19 protein-coding genes are annotated in these 17979 nt (G+C 39.3%); 10 read left to right on the forward strand and 9 right to left on the reverse strand.

Annotation, left to right across the window (positions count from 1 at the left end; translation table 11 throughout):
- Window positions 1-35 precede the first annotated feature (35 nt).
- The 4 genes from TY49_RS07950 (at window position 36) to TY49_RS07965 (ending at window position 4033) form a co-directional block, all read left to right on the forward strand.
- A complete protein-coding gene (locus TY49_RS07950; RefSeq protein ID WP_041965371.1) occupies window positions 36-1718 on the forward strand; it encodes a glycoside hydrolase family 13 protein in 1683 nt (560 codons plus the stop codon).
- 175 nt (window positions 1719-1893) lie between these two features.
- Complete coding sequence (locus tag TY49_RS07955; RefSeq protein WP_041965372.1) at window positions 1894-2619, forward strand: SDR family NAD(P)-dependent oxidoreductase; 726 nt, start codon at window positions 1894-1896, stop codon at window positions 2617-2619.
- Window positions 2616-3659: an S-adenosylmethionine:tRNA ribosyltransferase-isomerase gene (locus TY49_RS07960; protein WP_232310413.1), complete on the forward strand. Its 1044-nt coding sequence runs from the start codon at window positions 2616-2618 to the stop codon at window positions 3657-3659. Before TY49_RS07955 ends, TY49_RS07960 begins: the two co-directional genes overlap by 4 nt.
- 20 nt (window positions 3660-3679) lie before the next feature.
- Complete coding sequence (locus TY49_RS07965; RefSeq protein ID WP_041965374.1) at window positions 3680-4033, forward strand: VOC family protein; 354 nt, start codon at window positions 3680-3682, stop codon at window positions 4031-4033.
- Window positions 4034-4077: 44 nt separating this feature from the next.
- On the opposite strand, the gene TY49_RS23890 is transcribed toward TY49_RS07965, so the two are convergent.
- Window positions 4078-4548, reverse strand: a complete 471-nt coding sequence (locus TY49_RS23890; RefSeq protein ID WP_084135424.1) for a DUF2062 domain-containing protein — start codon at window positions 4546-4548, stop codon at window positions 4078-4080.
- Window positions 4549-4805: 257 nt separating this feature from the next.
- Between TY49_RS23890 and pssA the strand changes: the two genes are divergently transcribed.
- Entirely contained in the window at window positions 4806-5501 is a 696-nt protein-coding gene (pssA, locus tag TY49_RS07975; RefSeq protein ID WP_041965375.1) for a CDP-diacylglycerol--serine O-phosphatidyltransferase, read from the forward strand.
- Between the two features lie 213 nt (window positions 5502-5714).
- On the opposite strand, the gene TY49_RS07980 is transcribed toward pssA, so the two are convergent.
- Window positions 5715-5909, reverse strand: a complete 195-nt coding sequence (locus TY49_RS07980) for a CsbD family protein (protein ID WP_041965376.1) — start codon at window positions 5907-5909, stop codon at window positions 5715-5717.
- Window positions 5910-6004: 95 nt separating this feature from the next.
- Here TY49_RS07980 and TY49_RS07985 point away from each other — a divergent pair, with 95 nt between their 5' ends.
- Window positions 6005-6793, forward strand: coding sequence for a nucleotidyltransferase domain-containing protein (locus TY49_RS07985; RefSeq protein WP_041965377.1), 789 nt, complete (start codon window positions 6005-6007; stop codon window positions 6791-6793).
- A 78-nt stretch (window positions 6794-6871) separates the two neighbouring features.
- Here TY49_RS07985 and pduL read toward each other — a convergent pair whose 3' ends face one another.
- Window positions 6872-7435: a phosphate propanoyltransferase gene (pduL, locus tag TY49_RS07990; RefSeq protein ID WP_041965378.1), complete on the reverse strand. Its 564-nt coding sequence runs from the start codon at window positions 7433-7435 to the stop codon at window positions 6872-6874.
- 152 nt (window positions 7436-7587) lie between these two features.
- Between pduL and TY49_RS07995 the strand changes: the two genes are divergently transcribed.
- Window positions 7588-8634, forward strand: coding sequence for an ATP synthase beta subunit C-terminal domain-containing protein (locus TY49_RS07995; protein ID WP_041965379.1), 1047 nt, complete (start codon window positions 7588-7590; stop codon window positions 8632-8634).
- Between the two features lie 117 nt (window positions 8635-8751).
- Window positions 8752-9621: a hypothetical protein gene (locus TY49_RS08000; RefSeq protein ID WP_041965380.1), complete on the forward strand. Its 870-nt coding sequence runs from the start codon at window positions 8752-8754 to the stop codon at window positions 9619-9621.
- Between the two features lie 33 nt (window positions 9622-9654).
- Here the strand turns inward: TY49_RS08000 and TY49_RS08005 are convergent, their stop codons facing one another.
- Both TY49_RS08005 and TY49_RS08010 read right to left on the reverse strand, forming a co-directional pair.
- Entirely contained in the window at window positions 9655-10143 is a 489-nt protein-coding gene (locus tag TY49_RS08005) for a hypothetical protein (protein WP_041965381.1), read from the reverse strand.
- Complete coding sequence (locus tag TY49_RS08010; protein WP_156972633.1) at window positions 10136-11584, reverse strand: GGDEF domain-containing protein; 1449 nt, start codon at window positions 11582-11584, stop codon at window positions 10136-10138. Before TY49_RS08010 ends, TY49_RS08005 begins: the two co-directional genes overlap by 8 nt.
- 283 nt (window positions 11585-11867) lie before the next feature.
- On the opposite strand from TY49_RS08010, the gene TY49_RS08015 reads away from it, so the two are divergent.
- On the forward strand, window positions 11868-12875 hold the full coding sequence (locus TY49_RS08015; protein ID WP_041965383.1) for a DUF3231 family protein: 1008 nt from the start codon (window positions 11868-11870) through the stop codon (window positions 12873-12875).
- A gap of 89 nt (window positions 12876-12964) precedes the next feature.
- Here TY49_RS08015 and TY49_RS08020 read toward each other — a convergent pair whose 3' ends face one another.
- Both TY49_RS08020 and TY49_RS08025 read right to left on the reverse strand, forming a co-directional pair.
- Entirely contained in the window at window positions 12965-13330 is a 366-nt protein-coding gene (locus TY49_RS08020) for a hypothetical protein (protein WP_052442129.1), read from the reverse strand.
- A gap of 54 nt (window positions 13331-13384) precedes the next feature.
- The gene (locus TY49_RS08025; protein ID WP_232310414.1) at window positions 13385-14467 is read right to left on the reverse strand and encodes an AbrB family transcriptional regulator; all 1083 of its coding nucleotides are present in this window, start codon (window positions 14465-14467) and stop codon (window positions 13385-13387) included.
- 161 nt (window positions 14468-14628) lie between these two features.
- Between TY49_RS08025 and TY49_RS08030 the strand changes: the two genes are divergently transcribed.
- On the forward strand, window positions 14629-15249 hold the full coding sequence (locus TY49_RS08030; protein ID WP_041965385.1) for a pyridoxamine 5'-phosphate oxidase family protein: 621 nt from the start codon (window positions 14629-14631) through the stop codon (window positions 15247-15249).
- Window positions 15250-15422: 173 nt separating this feature from the next.
- Here the strand turns inward: TY49_RS08030 and TY49_RS08035 are convergent, their stop codons facing one another.
- Complete coding sequence (locus tag TY49_RS08035; RefSeq protein ID WP_041965386.1) at window positions 15423-16319, reverse strand: glycerophosphodiester phosphodiesterase; 897 nt, start codon at window positions 16317-16319, stop codon at window positions 15423-15425.
- 109 nt (window positions 16320-16428) lie between these two features.
- Window positions 16429-17679: a MerR family transcriptional regulator gene (locus tag TY49_RS08040; RefSeq protein WP_198135600.1), complete on the reverse strand. Its 1251-nt coding sequence runs from the start codon at window positions 17677-17679 to the stop codon at window positions 16429-16431.
- Between the last annotated feature and the right edge of the window lie 300 nt (window positions 17680-17979).

The following is a 17979-nucleotide window of genomic DNA, read 5'->3' on the forward strand; positions in this document are numbered from 1 at the left end:
GCCTTTACTAAAGAAATTAGTTTGGAGTGGTTTTTTTGAAAAAACATTGGTGGAAAGAATCAGTCATTTATCAAATATACCCGCGAAGCTTCATGGATTCCAATGGCGATGGAATCGGCGATATTCCTGGAATTATCTCTAAGCTTGACTATTTAAAAGATCTTGGAATTGATGTTATTTGGCTTTCACCTGTATACAAGTCACCAAATGATGATAATGGTTATGATATCAGCGATTATCGTGATATCATGGATGATTTCGGAACGATGGCAGACTGGGAGCTTCTGCTAAAAGAAATGCATGACAGAGGATTGAAGCTGATCATGGACCTTGTCGTGAACCACAGTTCTGATGAACACGAGTGGTTTGTAGAGTCTAGAAAATCCAAAGATAATCCATATCGTGACTATTACATTTGGAGACCAGGCAAGGATGGGAAAGAACCGAATAACTGGCAGTCAACATTCAGCGGTTCCGCCTGGCAGTTTGATGAAAATACCGGAGAGTACTATCTGCATATTTTCAGTAAAAAACAACCGGATTTAAATTGGGAAAACCCTAAACTTCGCCAGGAAGTGCATGAGATGATGAAATTCTGGCTGGACAAGGGCATAGATGGGTTCAGGATGGATGTTATCAATTTCATTTCGAAAGTAGATGGCCTTCCTGATGCGCCAAATCCTGAAGGGAAAAAATATGTTTCTGGAAGCAGATACTTCATGAATGGTCCTAAAATTCATGATTACCTGCAGGAAATGCATAGGGAAGCACTTGCTCAATATGATGTAATGACAGTAGGTGAAATGCCTGGTGCCAATGTAGAAGAAGCTAAGCTTTACACCGATGATTCTAGAAATGAATTGAATATGGTTTTCCAATTCGAGCACGTGGACCTGGATTCAGGCCCAGGCGGGAAATGGGATCTTAAACCCCTTAAGCTAACCGATTTAAAAAACAACTTCACAAAATGGCAAAAGGGACTCGAAGATATTGGCTGGAACAGCCTTTACCTCAATAATCATGACCAGCCAAGGATGGTTTCTCGATTCGGTGATGACAAGGAATATCGTGTGGAGTCAGCGAAAATGCTTGGAACTTTTCTTCATATGTTAAAAGGAACCCCTTATATTTATCAAGGTGAAGAAATCGGGATGACAAATGTACGATTTGATTCCATCGAAGATTACAAGGATATTGAAACTCTCAATATGTACAATGAAAAAGTGAATCAAAATGGAGAAAATCCTGCGAAGGTGATGGAGTCAATCTATGTAAAAGGACGTGACAATGCCCGTACGCCTTTCCAATGGGATGACAGCGAGCATGGAGGGTTTACGACTGGTACTCCATGGCTTCAGGTAAATCCAAACTATACAGCCATTAATGCAGAGCAGGCTGTGGAAGATGAAAGTTCTATTTTCCACTATTACCGAAAGCTAATCCAGCTTCGTAAAGAACACCCGGTCATTGTTCATGGCAGCTATGACATCTTGGTTCCCGAGGATGAGAGTATTTATGTTTATACAAGAACACTGGAATCGCAAAAACTACTTGTCTTATTGAATTTCACAAATGAAGATCAGAGCTTTGATATTCCGGCTGACCTGCAAGGCAAGAAAAATGAAATATTAATTTCAAATTATGAAGCAAACACAGAATACGGATCTGCCATTTCATTGAAGCCGTATGAAGCAATTGTATACCTGATACAGGATTGATCGTTGAAAAAGGCTGCTATTTTGCAGCCTTTTTCATATTTTTAAACAATTAAGTAAAGGTCAGTTTATTTCCTTCAGACTAAAGTCGTAGAAAATATCAAGCTTCTCGATGAGGTATGGTTTTCTTCAATATCTTAAGATAAATACAAGAAGAAAACTAAGGAGGAAGTTGAAGATGATAAAAAATAAAGTAGTAATGATTACAGGCGTAACACAGGGGTTAGGAAAAGCACTGACGCTAAGGTTCGCCAAGCAAGGCACGAAGTTGGCTGTTTGCGCTCGAAGGGAAAAAGAACTGGAAGTAGTAAAAAAAGAAGCGGAATCATATGGGGCAGAGGTGCTGGCAATAACAGCTGATGTATCGGTACCGCGCGAAGCCGAAAAATTTGTTGCCCTGACACTTGAAACTTTCGGACGAATTGATGTTCTGATCAATAACGCCTCGATACTGGGGCCAAGTCCAATGCCACTACTGATGGATTATCCGGAGGAGGATTTTGCTGAAGTCATCAAGGTGAACAGCATCAGCCCTTTCCTGATAACAAGAAGGGTACTTCCTGTCATGCTTATTCAGGGTGAAGGATCAGTTATAAATGTAACTTCAGAAGCTGGCCATGTTGGATATGCGGGCTGGGGAGCTTATGGAATTTCAAAATTTGCTGTCGAAGGAATGACTGAAACATGGGCAGATGAACTAAATGGAACAAGAATAAGAATGAATATGGTCGATCCTGGAGAGATGGATACGAAAATGCATTCTCTTGCAGTACCAGATTGTGATTATGAGTTAGCTCAACCAGACGATGTTGTCGATGTTTTTCTTTTCCTTGCTTCAGAAGAATCAAAAGAAGTCAATGGACAACGATTCAAGGCACAAGAGTTTAGTCGGGAGGTGAGATGATGCAGTTGGAAACAAAGATACATCCTCATGGTTTTTCTCTGCCACCTTCTCTTAACGCCTCTCATCCACCAGAAAGGAGAGGACTGCGCAGGGATCAGGTGAAGATGATGGTGTTGGACAGAGTAACGGGTAATGTAGTGCACGAACAATTTAATCAAATAGAAAAATATCTAAATTCAGGGGATATACTTGTGCTGAATAATAGCAGAACGATTCCTGCAATTCTGAAAGGAACATTGCACCGAAACGGAAAGGTGATTGGCACGAACGTAGAAATGCGGCTTGCCAGGAAAAAGAATGACTCCGAATGGGAAGTCTTGATCGTAGCAACAAATGTAAAATCAGGAGATTGTTTTAAGTTCTCGGAAATTTTAGAGGCGAATGTAATTGGAAAAGTATTTAAGTCCCCGCTAAAGATGATCCAGTTCAACCTACAAGGTAAAGATCTATACAATGAAATCTACTCAACGGGTGAACCGATAAGATATGAATATATTCATCACGCGTGGAACCTGGATTATTACCAGACTGTGTTTGCAAGTCAGCCAGGGTCAGTCGAGATGCCATCAGCAGGTCGGGCTTTCAGCTGGGAACTCCTGTTAAAGCTGCAGCTAAAAGGAGTTAAATTGGCGTTTTTGCAGCTTCATACCGGCCTTAGTTATTTTCTCGATGATGAATTTGTCCATTCACCAGAAGAACACTTCGAAGAATATTCTATTCGACAGGAAGATATGGAGGCAATACTGAAAGCAAAAGATTCTGGAGCAAAGGTAATCGCAGCTGGGACTACTGTTGTTCGCGCACTTGAAACAGCAGCCAGTAATTCAACTATTCAAGGATGGACTAATCTGTATATCACTTCGGATTATGAGCTGCAGCTTGTTGATGGAATCATAACAGGGTTTCATGAACCAAAGGCAAGTCATTTGGATATGCTTGCTGCCTTCGTTGATGAGATTAAGCTCTTAGAAGCTTATAATCTCGCGATTGAACAAAAATATCTTTGGCATGAATTTGGTGATATAAATCTGATTATCTAAATGAAAGAGGGAAGAATAGAATGAGATTCCATCATTTTGCACTTGAAGTAAACGATTTGACACTTTCAAAAAAATTTTATGAAGAGTTTCTTGGTTTTAATGAAAGCCGCAGAATACTTTTTGAGAAGGAAGAAATGATCTTTTTGGAACAGAATGGCTTTAGGCTTGAATTGTCCCAGAAAAAGTCAGATGGAGAGATTGGTGAAAAGACTCATTTTTGCTTCGAGGTGGATAACCTTGATGAAAAAATGCAGGAAATGCTGGATAGAGAATATCATTCTTTTGAGGGCCCATATACCTTAGACAACGGCTGGAAGACGATCTTTTATTTGGGTCCGGATAAAGAGGTAATAGAATTCCTCGAAGTCATCTAGGATATAAAATAAGGAACGGGGAAGCGCATTGCTTTTTCCATTCCTTATTTCTTTATTTCCCAATTTTTTACTATAGTAAGAAAACTTAACCGGTATTTTCTCAAAATTGTATAAATGAGATAGTATACAACCATCCCGAAAAGTATGATATTAATGATCATGCCTATAAAAAAAACTGCACCTAAATGGATCCCGGCATCTAAACCATGAGAGGGCATACCCGCTGCCGAAGGAAAGATACCATAAGGGAAAAGGGTTTCACCGACTACGACATTCAAATAAAATAAGAACGGGAAAAGCCAAATGAGTGCTACACCGCTAATGAAACCGGCTATCGGATTCCCTTTGAAGAGCTTGGCACCCACTGTCGAAAGTATAGGCCCCATGCCGAATGATGGGATGAAGTGGATTAAAAAACCAAGGGTAAACCCTAGAGATACATTATGTGCGTTCTCTTTTATTCTAAATAACTTTATAAGAAGAAATTTTAGTTTACGCAAGTTCTTATTGATCATAATTCACCAGCCCCAAATTAGTATACAATTTGATGAATCATTTTAATAGCCTTTTTGACAAATTACTTCCATGCAGATACAATCTTTGAATTTCAGTTAAGAATTTTCTTGTTAACCTCTATTCAGAATGAGAAAAAATGATATAGTTAAACTATATTTTCGTCGATTCTATAATAAAATAAACATGATTATTAGTTGACTGGGGTAAAAATAGGCATAAGCAGAATTAGAAAAAGTTCGGAGAGTGATGACAACTGATGCGGTTTACAAAAATGATTCCCAATATGTTCACACTTGGGAATCTGTATTGCGGTTTTCTATCAATTGGATTTGCGGCTAATGGCCAATTTAACAATGCAGCCATTTTAATTTTAATCGGCATGATGTTGGACAGCATGGACGGAAGGCTGGCGAGGATGCTGAAAGCGGACACCCAGCTGGGAAAGGAACTTGATTCACTGGCGGATATCGTCACATTTGGTGTAGCACCATCATTCCTGGTTTATTATACATACTTTTACCAATTTGGACTATGGGGCTTGATGGTAGCGGGACTATTCCCGTTATTCGGAGCTTATCGCCTGGCGAGGTTCAATATAAGTACTGATAAATCTTCGCTTAATTATTTTATTGGGGTGCCTATTACTGCAGCTGGCGGAATTATGGCCATCCTCACTTTATTTGGTGACTTGATTCCGAATATCGTTACTACATTTGTCTTTACGGCACTGAGTTTCCTTATGGTAAGCAGAATCAGGATTCCAAGCTTCAAGGAAGTACCGCTCCCTAAGTATGGAACAATCGTGACAATATTCCTTGGTTCTTTACTGTTCGTCATTTGGAAAGGGACCTACAGCCAATTTCCTTACTTGATTTATATCGCAACTCCGCTCTATGTAGCGTATTTGGCCTATCGATTCGTCAAAGGGAAAAACAAGAATAATATTGATTAGATTAAAAAAAGCGTAAGCGTCTTGGTCAGTCCCGAAACGCCTCGAGCAGTTAAAGCTAACGCTTCTCGCCAGATGCTCTGGGAAGCTAATTTCAGGGGTGAAACTGGCTAGACGCTGGAGCAAGACACTAATCTGAGTGAGAAAATTGTATAATTTATTACAAAGTTAAAAAGCCTTTGCTATTTCAGCAAAGGCTTTTCACATTAACGTTTATTAATTTCTGGACGAGTCGTTAAATGCACGTGATACATCTTCTTTCATATCACCAGCTGTTTCTTTCAGTTTTCCCTTACCCTTATCTAGGCGGCCTTCAGCTTCCATAGATTCATTGTCGGTCAGTTTCCCGAATTGCTTTTTAGCTTCACCTTTAACCTGGTCAAATGCGCCTTTTGATTGCTTGTCATTCATTATTTTGGCCTCCTTTTTTTGAGTATATTCTTTTATACCCTTTACGATTGATGGCAAACTATTAAGTGTAAGTGATGAAAGGGGCAAATCTGAATATGAAGGATCAGATCATAACTGTATTAAATCAAATTGAAAAAGAATATGAGGTAAAAATACTTTATGCATGTGACGCCGGGAGCAGAGCGCTGGGATTTGCTTCACAAGAAAGTGATTATGATATCCGTTTCATTTATATTCATAAAAAAGATTGGTATTTATCGATTGATCAGCAGAAGAATTTTATCGAAATACCAAAAGAAGATCCGCTTTCCATTATTGTCGATCCCAAATTAGATGTCGTCGGCTGGGAACTTATCAAAACACTAAGGCTTTTCCGGAAGTCTAATCCTTCCTTGCTCGAATGGCTTAATTCAAAATATGTTTATTGTAATCATGCTTATCTGGCCGAAAAATTGAAGTTAATGCAAGATACTGTCATTTCACATAAAGCATACATAAACCACCACCTCAATCTTGTAACAAAAAATGTCAACGATATGCAAAAGAACAAGGAGTGGAGGGGGAAGGTATATCTATATATTCTCAGGTCAATCCTGTCGGCAAAATGGTTGCAAATACATAAGCAAATACCACCAGTCGAATTCATAGAACTTTTAAGTATTTTAGAAAACTCACTAGTAAAAAGGGAAGTGAAGGACTTACTTTGGAAGAAACAAAGCGGGGAACATTATTTAACTGAGAAAAACATGATTCTTAATGAGTTCATAGAACAAGAAATTGAACTGCTTGCCAGTTATGCAAAAAATTCCAGTGGAAAATCTGACGATCCTACAAAAGAACTTAACGAATTGTTTCGACTTACACTCAAGGAAGTGTGGGAGTAATCCGATTTTTGACTGTAAGTGTTCTCTGTAGTTCAAATGAATTTGGCCGGACTGCTCTTAAAGCAGTTCCGGCCATGTTTATTTCATTATTTCAACCTGGTCGCCAGTTCGCAGGCCAGCCGCGTTAGCTTCATCAGTATCAATGTGCATATCAAGAGCGTAGGAGTCTTTCACCCTTATGAGTACTTTATTGAATACTAAGCTTCTTTCACCGGCAGATTTAACACTTACATAGTCTCCATCCTTGACATTATACTTTGCAGCGTCAGCTTGGGTCATATGAATATGGCGTTCTGCCACAATGACGCCTTCCTGAATTTCCAGTTCACCTTTTTGGCCGACAAGCTTAATGCCTGGAGTGCCTGCAATCTTCCCTGAAGCTCTTAATGGTGCTTTTACTCCGAGGGAAAAGGAGTCAGTCTTGGAAATTTCAAGCTGAGTAAACTTCCTTAAAGGACCAAGAATCCTGACTGCGGGAAATTCCCCTTTTGGACCAATGACTCTTACTGTTTCGTTCGCGGCAAATTCCCCTGGCTGTGAAAGCTCTTTAGCAGTAGTGAGCTGATATCCTTCACCGAATAGCTGATCTAGATCTTCTCTTTTTAAATGAATATGACGATTTGATACACCAATAGGAATCATTTGAGAACTCCTTTCAAGTTCTTTGATTCATTTATTTTACCCTGCCTGAATTATTAAACACCTAAAAAAATACCCATAATTACTTTCGATAGTTAATTTTATTGCTTTATAGAGTAATTTAGTTTACTATCTAAAGTAAGGAGGTGCTATTAATGGAAAATCTTAGACTTAATGTTGCGTTGTTAAGAAAAAAGGTGCCAAATCTTACATCTGCAGCTAAATCTGTAGGACTGAGACCTGCCACCGTTTCAAATTTGTCTACCGGAAAAATACCGGTCGGCAGGGCAGAGGTACGGACGATAGTCGCTTTGGCAGAGCTGGCTGGTTGCAGTTTGGATGAACTAATTTTAAGAGGGGAGAGTGTAGAAATGATTAAAACTGGCATTAAAACTTTGGACTTATTTGCGCCAATTGCCAAGGGCGGAACTGTTGGGCTGGTTGCGCGGCCGGGAATGGGTCAATTAGTTGTACTTGCCGAGATGCTCTACCGACTGAAAAGTGAAGGGTATGTCACAATTCTTATTAAACCGAAGGGGAATCACCCAGAGCTTGACGATATTCTGAATGACGTTGATTACGTTACAAACAATATCGAAGAGACATATAAGGTAATGTTAAAAGAAGGTACAGAGAAAGATTACGTACTTACAGCCGACAGATCCTGTGTAATATCAGGTGAAATGTTCACATTACAGGAAACTTTCGATGACAAAGGAATCAGCCAGGTAACGACATTCCTGATGGATTTGAAAGGAGAGGCAGTCGATGAAGACCTTCCGTATGGCCCTCTTGATACTTTATGGCAATTCGATGCCGACCTTGCAGCACGTCATAAATACCCTGCAATCAACCCAATCTACTCAACATCCTCCATCCTAGAAGGGTCATATTTAGACCCTGTACACCATAGCATTCAACAAAGAGCGCAAAAGCTTTTACGCAGGTACAGAGAATTGCGGGCGATCGTCAATGTGCATGGCATCGAACGCCTTCCAGCTGCCGAGTCGCAAATTTATCAGCAAGGCGAGAAATTGGAGGCATATTTGACGCAGCCTTTCTTTGTAGCGGAAACATACACTGGCAAGAAGGGAGAGGACGTAAAACTCGAGGAAACGCTAAACGATGTGAAAAGAATCCTTGAAAACCCTTCTAGTATATCCGAAGCCAATGAGCTTAATTTTATTGGGAATTTAAATTGATGATGCAGGCCCAATCATTTGATTGGGCTTTTCCTGTTCCATTCCTTTTGGAATATTAATATTTGAATCAGTCCATCTTAATAGAGATATTTAATCAGGGAAGGTGGAAGGAGCACTGTGAACAGGAACAAAAAACATTATATGCCGTTTTTCATCCTCCTTGTCATCCACACTTCTTTAATGATCTATGCATTCTACAAGAATAAAGACCGAAAGAAGATGCTCATCACTCTTTTATCGGGAATGGGTCTTTGTTTTATTTTTGAATACTTCATTTTGAGTCTTTTGAAAGCTTATCGCTACAAGCCTAAATTGTTCAAAAATAAGGATTTGGACAATTTTTTTGGTGCAATTATGTCCCAGGCAGTTTTTATTCCATTCACCGCCATTTTTATAACATCTTTCAAAATTGGTTTGAAAGGAAAAGTCTTATTCGCTATTTTTTTCGGACTAATCGAGAAGCTTTTCTTGTTTATGGGTATCCATAGAAACAATTGGTGGAAGACGAGATATACGGTTACCCTCATTCCACTCTTTTTTTACATAAATGATTTTTGGTATCAACAACTTCGAATTGGAACATCTGTTTTCCATTTTAGCTCATTATTCCTTGGCATTCTGGTAAATGGGCTGAACCTAATGTACTCCTTATCAATACTTAGAAAGTTCAGATTTGGTTTCGAAAGATGGCATAGCTGGAAAGAACACTTCAAAATTGCACCAACCTATTCGTTTATTCTATCAATGGCAACAGCATTGTTGATTAAAAACGACAGTGGATGGAAAGGAATATTACAGGCTTTTAGTTTCGCAAAGATAATGGATGTTCTGATCATGAAAGCTGGAATCGCCAAAAGAAATTTCCGCCATTTTATTATTAATAATTCAATTCATTTATTCATGATTTTTTGGGCTACTTTATTAAAAAAGTGGATATATAAAGACCTGAGAAAGCGAAAGGGAACAACTGCTGAAGTTGAAAAGTAAAAGAGCCGGCACCCAATGCTGGCTCTTACATAATTAATAGCGACCCACCTGAAGCTGTTTATATACCTCTTCGCGCACTTCCTGCAATGTGCCGGGATCAAGCAGCTTACTGGTGCTTATCCTTAAATATGTCTGCTCATCAATAGTGCCTTCCTGCTGCAGCTTATCGAGATGTGGCAGACGGAAGTTCCCAATAGGCAAATAGGCAAGGTACATATTTTCTCCATTCTGTTTTAAAGATATTTTGATACCCTTAAGAACGGGAAAAAAATAAGATGAATAATCTTGCTCAATAACCAAGTCCTCCTTTAACGCATTCTTAATATATGGCAAAGTAGTCGGCATTGAGATAAAGTAGATCATTTGGTCATAGGAATAATGCAATTCTGATACCTTGAACCCATAATGTGCAGTAACCCGGTTGGAATAATGCTTTTGTGAAAGATTATATAAGGGCCTGCTTGTCAAAGCGGAAGCCATGAAAAAGAAAAGGGTAGCAAGAATAAATGCCAGTTCAATCAATGTTCACAAACTCCTTAAAAGAAACTACCGTATTTTTACCTGCGCTTTTAGCTTTGTATAGGGCCTGGTCAGCAGCTTCTATCAATTCATTTTTAGTGGTTATTTCCGAATGGTCCGTACAGGCTATTCCGATACTCACGGTTAATGTGCCGCTGGGCTGTGTCTTTTCACCAGGAAAGCTTGCTTTCTCAACGTTCGATCGAATTGTTTCCGCTATTATTTCAGCTTGGTCAAGAAGGGTGCCAGGCAATAGGACTACAAATTCTTCTCCGCCAAATCGAAAGGAAAAATCATCAGACCTTAATGAATTAACAATGACTCTTGCCAGCTTCATCAACACTTCATTCCCAAGCAGGTGGCCGTTTTTGTCATTGAAAACCTTAAAGAAATCGATATCAAAGATGATTAACGAAAGGGGACTATTCCGTTTTCCTTCAACCGGGAAGTATTCATTAAGAATAGTCTGGAATGCCCGTTGGTTGAGAAGACCTGTCAAACCATCGCGTAAAGCCATTTCCTCAATTTGTTCATAAAGATTAGCATGGTCAAGAGCAATCGCAGCCTGGTTCGCCAGAGGAAGGATATTTTCAGTATCCATCAAGGTAATCGGTCTCTTATTAACAATATTATCAATCAGCAGGATTCCGATATTCTTACCCTGGTTAATTAGCGGGATCACTGCAAACTCCTCAGTTTGGAACAAATCTTTAATTAAAACCTGTGACGGATCCTCTTTTGAAATGCTATTAACAATAACTGGTTTTTGAGTTGATAAGGCTAACCCAAAGATGTTATGTTCATCAATTGGTATATCCAGCGAACGTAAAATAGCATTCAACTCCGGGTCGGTAAAATTGCTGTCAAAGTTATGTTCAATTAAATCACTGAGTTTTAGTCTGTTTTCAGAAATCTTTTCCCAAACTTCATAGCCTTTCTTAACATCCATAGGGCCAACACCAACAATCCCTTTAAGGGACTTAGTTTCATTGGAGGCAAGAAAAATCATCGCTCTGTTAAATCCAAGGCCATGGCCCGCTGTAACCGATGTCAAGATCACTTTCAAAAGCAGATCCTGCTGAAGAGTGCCCTGCATCGTTGTGCTCACTTCACGAAAGACCTGTAAATGCTTAGATTGCTCCATGAGCATATACATCCAGTCATGGTGGTCTCTCTTTTTATTGAGTAAATATAGCGAAATGTAGCCGGCACTCGCCCCGATTACCAAATAAACGGGGAGAACTGCCAATGGGAATCCTTCTGTATGTAAATAAACGATAAGAATACTAATAAAGGCTGCCACAATACCACCAATTAATTTAAAAGCATAACCCGCAGTCGCAATAAATAAAAGAATAGTCCAGCTTAATTGATTACTTCCATAAAAATATACTGCAGTCTCAACCAGGATCAATGATGCAGCAGAGAAAATCAGTTGGTTCAAAAAAGCGCTTACATGAAATCTTAATACATTTGCTGTTAGTGATAGTACAACAGCTATAATAATCAATAAAAAAATTGCGCTCAGCTTGCTCACTCCTAAATTTATATCATACTTCTATTTTACTATCTTTTTGTAAAATTGATAGGATGTTTTTATCGCTCCATTCCGCTTAAATCTACAATGCTTAACATTCACCATTTATCTTTAACACAGGTAGATTATTAAATAAATATCGGAAAGTTAAGGAAAGATATAGATATTATCAGTGCATTGGGGTGTAAAAATGGAGGACAAGACAAAAATCCGGCTTACTGCGGCAGAAATGTCCAGTTTATGGACGCAATACATAAATGATACAGTCTCTATTTGTGTTTTGAGTTATTTTATGAACAACATAGACGACAAAAAGGTAAAAGAAATCGTGGAGTTTGCTCTCGGCGCATCACAAAAAAACATTTCTCTTTTAAAGGAGATTTTCAATCGTGAAGATTTTCCCTACCCAATTGGATTCACAAAGAAAGACGTGAATGTCCATGCTCCACGGCTTTTTTCCGATACATTCATCATGATGTATTTAAGGCATATGTCTATCCTTGGTATGGCAGCAAATACTGTGGCAATCGGACTTGGGACGCGGCCTGATGTAATTAACTTTCATAAAAGCGTCTTAAAATCTGCGATAGGACTGCAAGATTTGACTAGGGAAACAATGCTGGAGCAAGGAACTTACATAAGACCACCATTTATTTCTGTGCCAGATAAAGTTGATTTTGTTGAAAAACAAAAATTCCTGTCAGGGGTCAAAAGCAGGAGACGCGCGCTTACCTCAGTGGAAATTACTCATCTATTCCTGAATATACAAACAAACCAAATAGGAAAGGCTCTGATCATGGGCTTCTTGCAAGTGGCCCAGGATAAAGAGGTCAAAGGCTATCTGCAGCGAGGAAAGAAAATCGCTCAAAAACATGTTGATTTGTTCAGTGATATCCTCAAGAATAATGACATCCCGGCCCCCATGTTTTGGGATTCAGCTGTAACAGACAGTACAACACAGGTATTTTCAGATAAACTTATCTTATTCCATGTCTCAGCAATGATCGCCGCAGGTATCGGGAATTATGGTGCCGCTATGGCAGCAAGTCCGCGTAAGGATATTGGACTGAAATATGCTTCACTGATTCCTGAAATTGCGCTATATGCAGAAGATGGTGCCAATATCATGATCAAAAACTCATGGTTGGAGGAACCTCCAATGGCTGACGACCGCGACCAGTTGTCCGGTTTGACATAAAGGACTGAAAATAGGGTGTCCCATATCCTTTGGGACACCATTAATTATTGTTTGATGTATCATGAATAGGGAAGAGAAGTTCTTCCAGCTTATTTGGTATTCTGTGCATTTGGAAATTTTACGGGAGTGTTAACTGATAAATGATCTCGGTATGATCGGTAAGCTACAACAGTGTGATTATGGGAATGGACATCAAGCTGCAAAACTTTTGCATTTTTTGTCTCTAGATAGTAGCTCATTTCACCCTGTACGAGTTCATAAAACGATAAATTCACACCCAGGTATTCTTTTTTTACAACTGTTGCATCAGGATGAGTCTTCACGAAATCAGCTATTTGCTGAACAGAGGCTGAAGAGGTCCCTGTGATGGAATAAAGGGTCTCCTTAGCGTGACTATATGCATGATGTAAAGTTGTTTTTGCTTTATTAAACAGATTATTAAACGAAAGGTTCAATTTCATTCCTCCATCTAAGTATTTTTTAGATGTTAGTTAATATACCCCTGAATATTAATGAGAATCCTCTTTCCGGTTTATTTTTCTTCTTATAAAATACCACCTTAAAACCGGAGGAACTACAAAATAAATGAAAAATAACCTAAATATTTGAAAGCCTGAAACAATTGATAAATCAGCACTTACCTCATGTGCGATTATACCCATTTGATCCATTCCACCTGGTGCCAGACTCAGAAAACTTGTAACTATATCGATGTTTAAAGCGTCTGATAGAAAGAAACTTAACACCAAAGAACCGATTACAAGCAAGAAACCACTTAACAAAGCGAGAATGATGGTGGATGCTTTCTTCTTTAATTTCTCAGGTTTTAATAAAATACCAATATAGCCGCCTATCATCAGTTGTGAAGCATCCATGACTGATGTTGGCAGAGTTGGGCCTGTATAGCCAGAATAAGTCATTATGGCCGTACCTAATAGCGGACCTAGTAAAAATGGAGTAGGCAATCTCAGTTCCTTGCCAATAATCACTCCGAGGATACATACTATAGAAAATATAAAGAACATAAATGGGTCAAAAATGAATGGACCCGAGCCTGCCAATTCATTCTTCATATGACTAATATCGAAAACTGGCCCGAATATGATAAAAGGAACGACAAAAACAATCATCAATAACCTGGATACCTGAAGGAAGGTAACCGTTGTGACATCAATCCCTTTCATTTCTTCTGCAAAAATGATCATTTGTGACAACCCGCCTGGGATGCTGCCAATTAATACTGTAGGATAATCAACACCGGACAGCCTTGAAATAACTTTAGATATCAAGGCAGCAGACGCTACAAGGATCACCGTCATGATCAGCATTGCCGGGAGGTTTTCTATGATATTTTCAACAGAGGAGCTTGTAAAGGAAAGGCCAATTGAATAACCGATGAGCATTAACGCTACATCTCTTAAGGATCTCAGCCAACTTAGAGATAAACCTTTGAATCGATCAGCAATCATAATTGCCGACATCGGCCCGAGCAGCCATGGAACCGGAATTGATAAGAGTGAAAACACCAAACCACCAGACAAGGCTATCAAAAATGCAAATATAAATGAACTTGTATTCACGGTTAATCTCAATGCTGCACCTTCTATAATATTTTTTGCCATCCAAGTAGGACAATACCATCCTAGCATATTATTTTTACCAGTTGGAAGTATTACAAGCCTTTCACTGTTTAGCTCATTTTTTTAAGCATGGACCAAGGAAAAATAATTGTTCTACACTGGGAGATGATTTAATGAATCATGTAATTAATAGCTTTGCAGAATTAAGGACATTGTTCGGGGAGCCTAGTGAGCTGGCCAAACGGAAGGTTATTCCTTTCGTAGATGAACATTGCCGTAACTACATAGACCAATCACCGTTTCTGGTCTTATCTACCTCTGACGAAAACGGCCACACAGACGCCTCCCCGAGGGGAGATGCACCTGGTTTTGTGCTTGTTCTGGACGAAAACCGGGTTGTGATTCCAGACCGTCCCGGCAACAAAAGAATGGACTCATTGAAAAATATCTTATCCAATCCAAGGGTAGGCCTGTTATTTCTTATACCTGGGATGCCAGAAACATTGAGAGTGAATGGGAAGGCCAGTTTGACACGGGAACCAGAGCTACTAGAAAGGATGAAAGCCGGCGGAAAGAATCCTCTGCTTGGAATCGTAGTAGAAATAGAGGAATGCTATATACAATGCGGAAAAGCGTTGAAACGGTCCGGCTTATGGGATCCTGAAAGCTGGGCAGATACATCTGATTTGCCATCGGGTGCTGAAATTTTGGCAGCACACTCTAAGCTTCCTGGATCCTCAGAAGCTGATATAAAGAAGAGGTTGGAAGAAGGATATAAAAATAGACTCTATTGAGAAGATACCAATAATTGAGCTCTTATGCGGGAAGTTCACTACCTAAAAGGGTGCATTTAGTCATTAAAGAGGCCTTTAAGCGGGAGGTTTACTACCTATAAGAGTGCATGTATAACAAGTCTCATTATTAAGTTAACAAAGCTGCCAAAAGGCAGCTTTTGTCTTGATAAGATTTACGGCTTTTTTGATATTCTGCTTTGTATGACTTCGTTCAACCGATCGGGGTAATTGGTAAACATCCCTGTGACTCCCCAATCCAAAAGCATGTTCATATCTTCCTTTTCATTGACTGTATAAGGGAAAACCATTAAACCAGAATCTGTGACCTTTTTAATATACCCTGGACTAACTGCCGTATAATGCAATCCAACACCAACCGCATACTCCTTGATCTTGCTTACTTCAGTATCGGTGATGACCGCTGGAGCGTAGTAGGACAATAGCTGGACCAATGGAATCGACTTATCTATTTCGTGGACTTTCCTTAAACTCTCTACACTGAATGATTGAACAACAACATTTCCGAATGTATGATGGGCACCAATGAGATTGTATTCATTCAGTATATTTATTAGTTTTTCTTCCATTCCAGGATAGACTTCAGGCGATTTGGTTTCTATGAAAAACTTCGAGTCTGGACCGAACCTATCAAGCACCTCTCGCAGGGTAGGGATTTGAAGGCCCAAATACTCGGTACTCATTTTTTCAGGGAAAGCATCATTAAACCATGATCCTGCATCAAGTTTCTTTATTTCCTTTAGAGTAAGGTTTTTGACCAGACCCTTTCTCTCCGTAGTCCGGTCAATTGTTTCGTCATGCAGCGCAATTAATTCTCCATCCTTCGTCATTTGAAGGTCGATTTCAATGTAATCTCCATTCATGGCATTCCCTAGTTCATAAGCCTGCAATGTATGTTCGGGGGCATGGCCTGAAGCACCGCGATGAGAGATATTAATTGCATTTATTTGCCCGTAATCTGAGGAGATCTCCGCTAAAGCAAAATCTGATGATGCTCCTGATAAGTAAATGACCAATGATGTTATTGCCATCCAGCGAAAATATCTCAACATCTCCAATTTCCCTCCCAAGAGTATTTCTTGCATTGCATAATGGAGATCTGGTGCATAAGTGTCAATATTATTTACATCTTTACAAGTTATATGTCAGCAAAAAAGAAAACTACTTCCAAACCTTCCACCAATTGCGTTTTGATTGTTTCGAAGCTGCCGTCTCCCTGAAGCTATCGACCATATTTTTAAACATTTCGTCCCGCTGTCTGATCTCCCGGCGTAATTCTTCACGTTCACTTTGAAGGGTGCGGACAAAATAATCTCGTTCCTGATTGATGACCTGGTTTAAATTAGAGAGCTCCTGATTTGTTGTCTCGCGACTATTTGAAACATAGTCCGCAAGAATTTTAAATTCTTCGGAAACTGTCTCGGTTGTCTCATTCAGGCGCTTTGCCAAAAGTGATAATTCCTTATTTGTACCGGTAGACAGCTTATTGACCGTACTTTCTAATTTTACAATTTTTTCATTCGTGCCTTTTGAGTTTTTAGTCAAACTAGATGTCAAAGATGCAAATCGTTCGGAAGTGCCCTTCGAGACATTCGAAAGACTGCCGGAAAGTGCATTTATTTTTTCAGAAGTACCTTTTGAAACCTTCGCAACACTCTCGGTCAGCTTCGTGATTTTATCAGTCGTACCCTGTGAAGCTTTAGTTACAGAATCTGAAAGCTTGCTGAACATTTCCGTAGTACCTTTAGAAACTTTTGCAAGGTTCGTACTGATTTCGGAAGTGCCTTTCGAAACATTCGTAAGCTCTGAAGATATGGTTCCGAGACGTTCGGAACTTTCTTCCGAGCTTCTGGCAACTGTTTCAGATAGCACCAAAATTTGTTCATTGGTTTTTTCTCCTGTTTTATAGATAGAATCGGAAAGGGTTCTAACTGTTGTAAAAGTCCCTTTGGAGATTTCTTTTTTTACTTCATCCAGAACCTCCTTCCGTATGCCGTTCCTGATTTCTGCTTTGACTTCCTCAAGCAGGGTTTCCTTATATTGTTCCAATGCCACCATAAAAGCACCATATTCATTTGGGCTGCCCGCCGGTGAAGCGGCTGGCAAATCCGACTTTTCAGTAAGGCTGTTTTCATTTGGAGCTTGATTGGAAATTGTATCAGAGCTCATATGTCTCTGTAGAAGTTCCCGAATCATTTCTTTGCTTAGATTTTTATCACGCATTTGTTTTATCTTCATCAGTTGGTCTATTTCTATATCCGTGTAAAATCTTGCTCCTTGTTTTGTTCTTGGGACGATCAGTAGTCCCGCAAGATCTTTTTCCCATTGTCTAATGGTGCCAGACGGAACATTTATTTTCTTGGACACCTCTTTGATTGTGTATGCCTTCATGAATTGAGTGTCAGTCATCATGCACATTCCTTTCTGTTTTGGTTTATGATAAATTCTATGTCCTATTACAATTCAGCAAGAACATTCCTGTTTTCCTGCATGGTGACAAAAGCTCTCAAAAGTAGTGGAGTTTCAGCATAACAATCAGAAATCATACAGTTTTCGCTATCTAGGTTTAGGAAAATGATGATTTGTCGTGATGAATTCTTCTTTTTGATTTACAATAGTCATGTAGGCCATTATTTTGGCTAAGGGGGACTAAGAAGTTACTGAGAAGATTGTCGGAAAATAATTGCCATCAATACAAAATTTAGATTAATT

Origin of the sequence: Mesobacillus selenatarsenatis SF-1 (assembly GCF_000813125.1) — a bacterium.
GTDB lineage: Bacteria > Bacillota > Bacilli > Bacillales > Cytobacillaceae > Mesobacillus > Mesobacillus selenatarsenatis.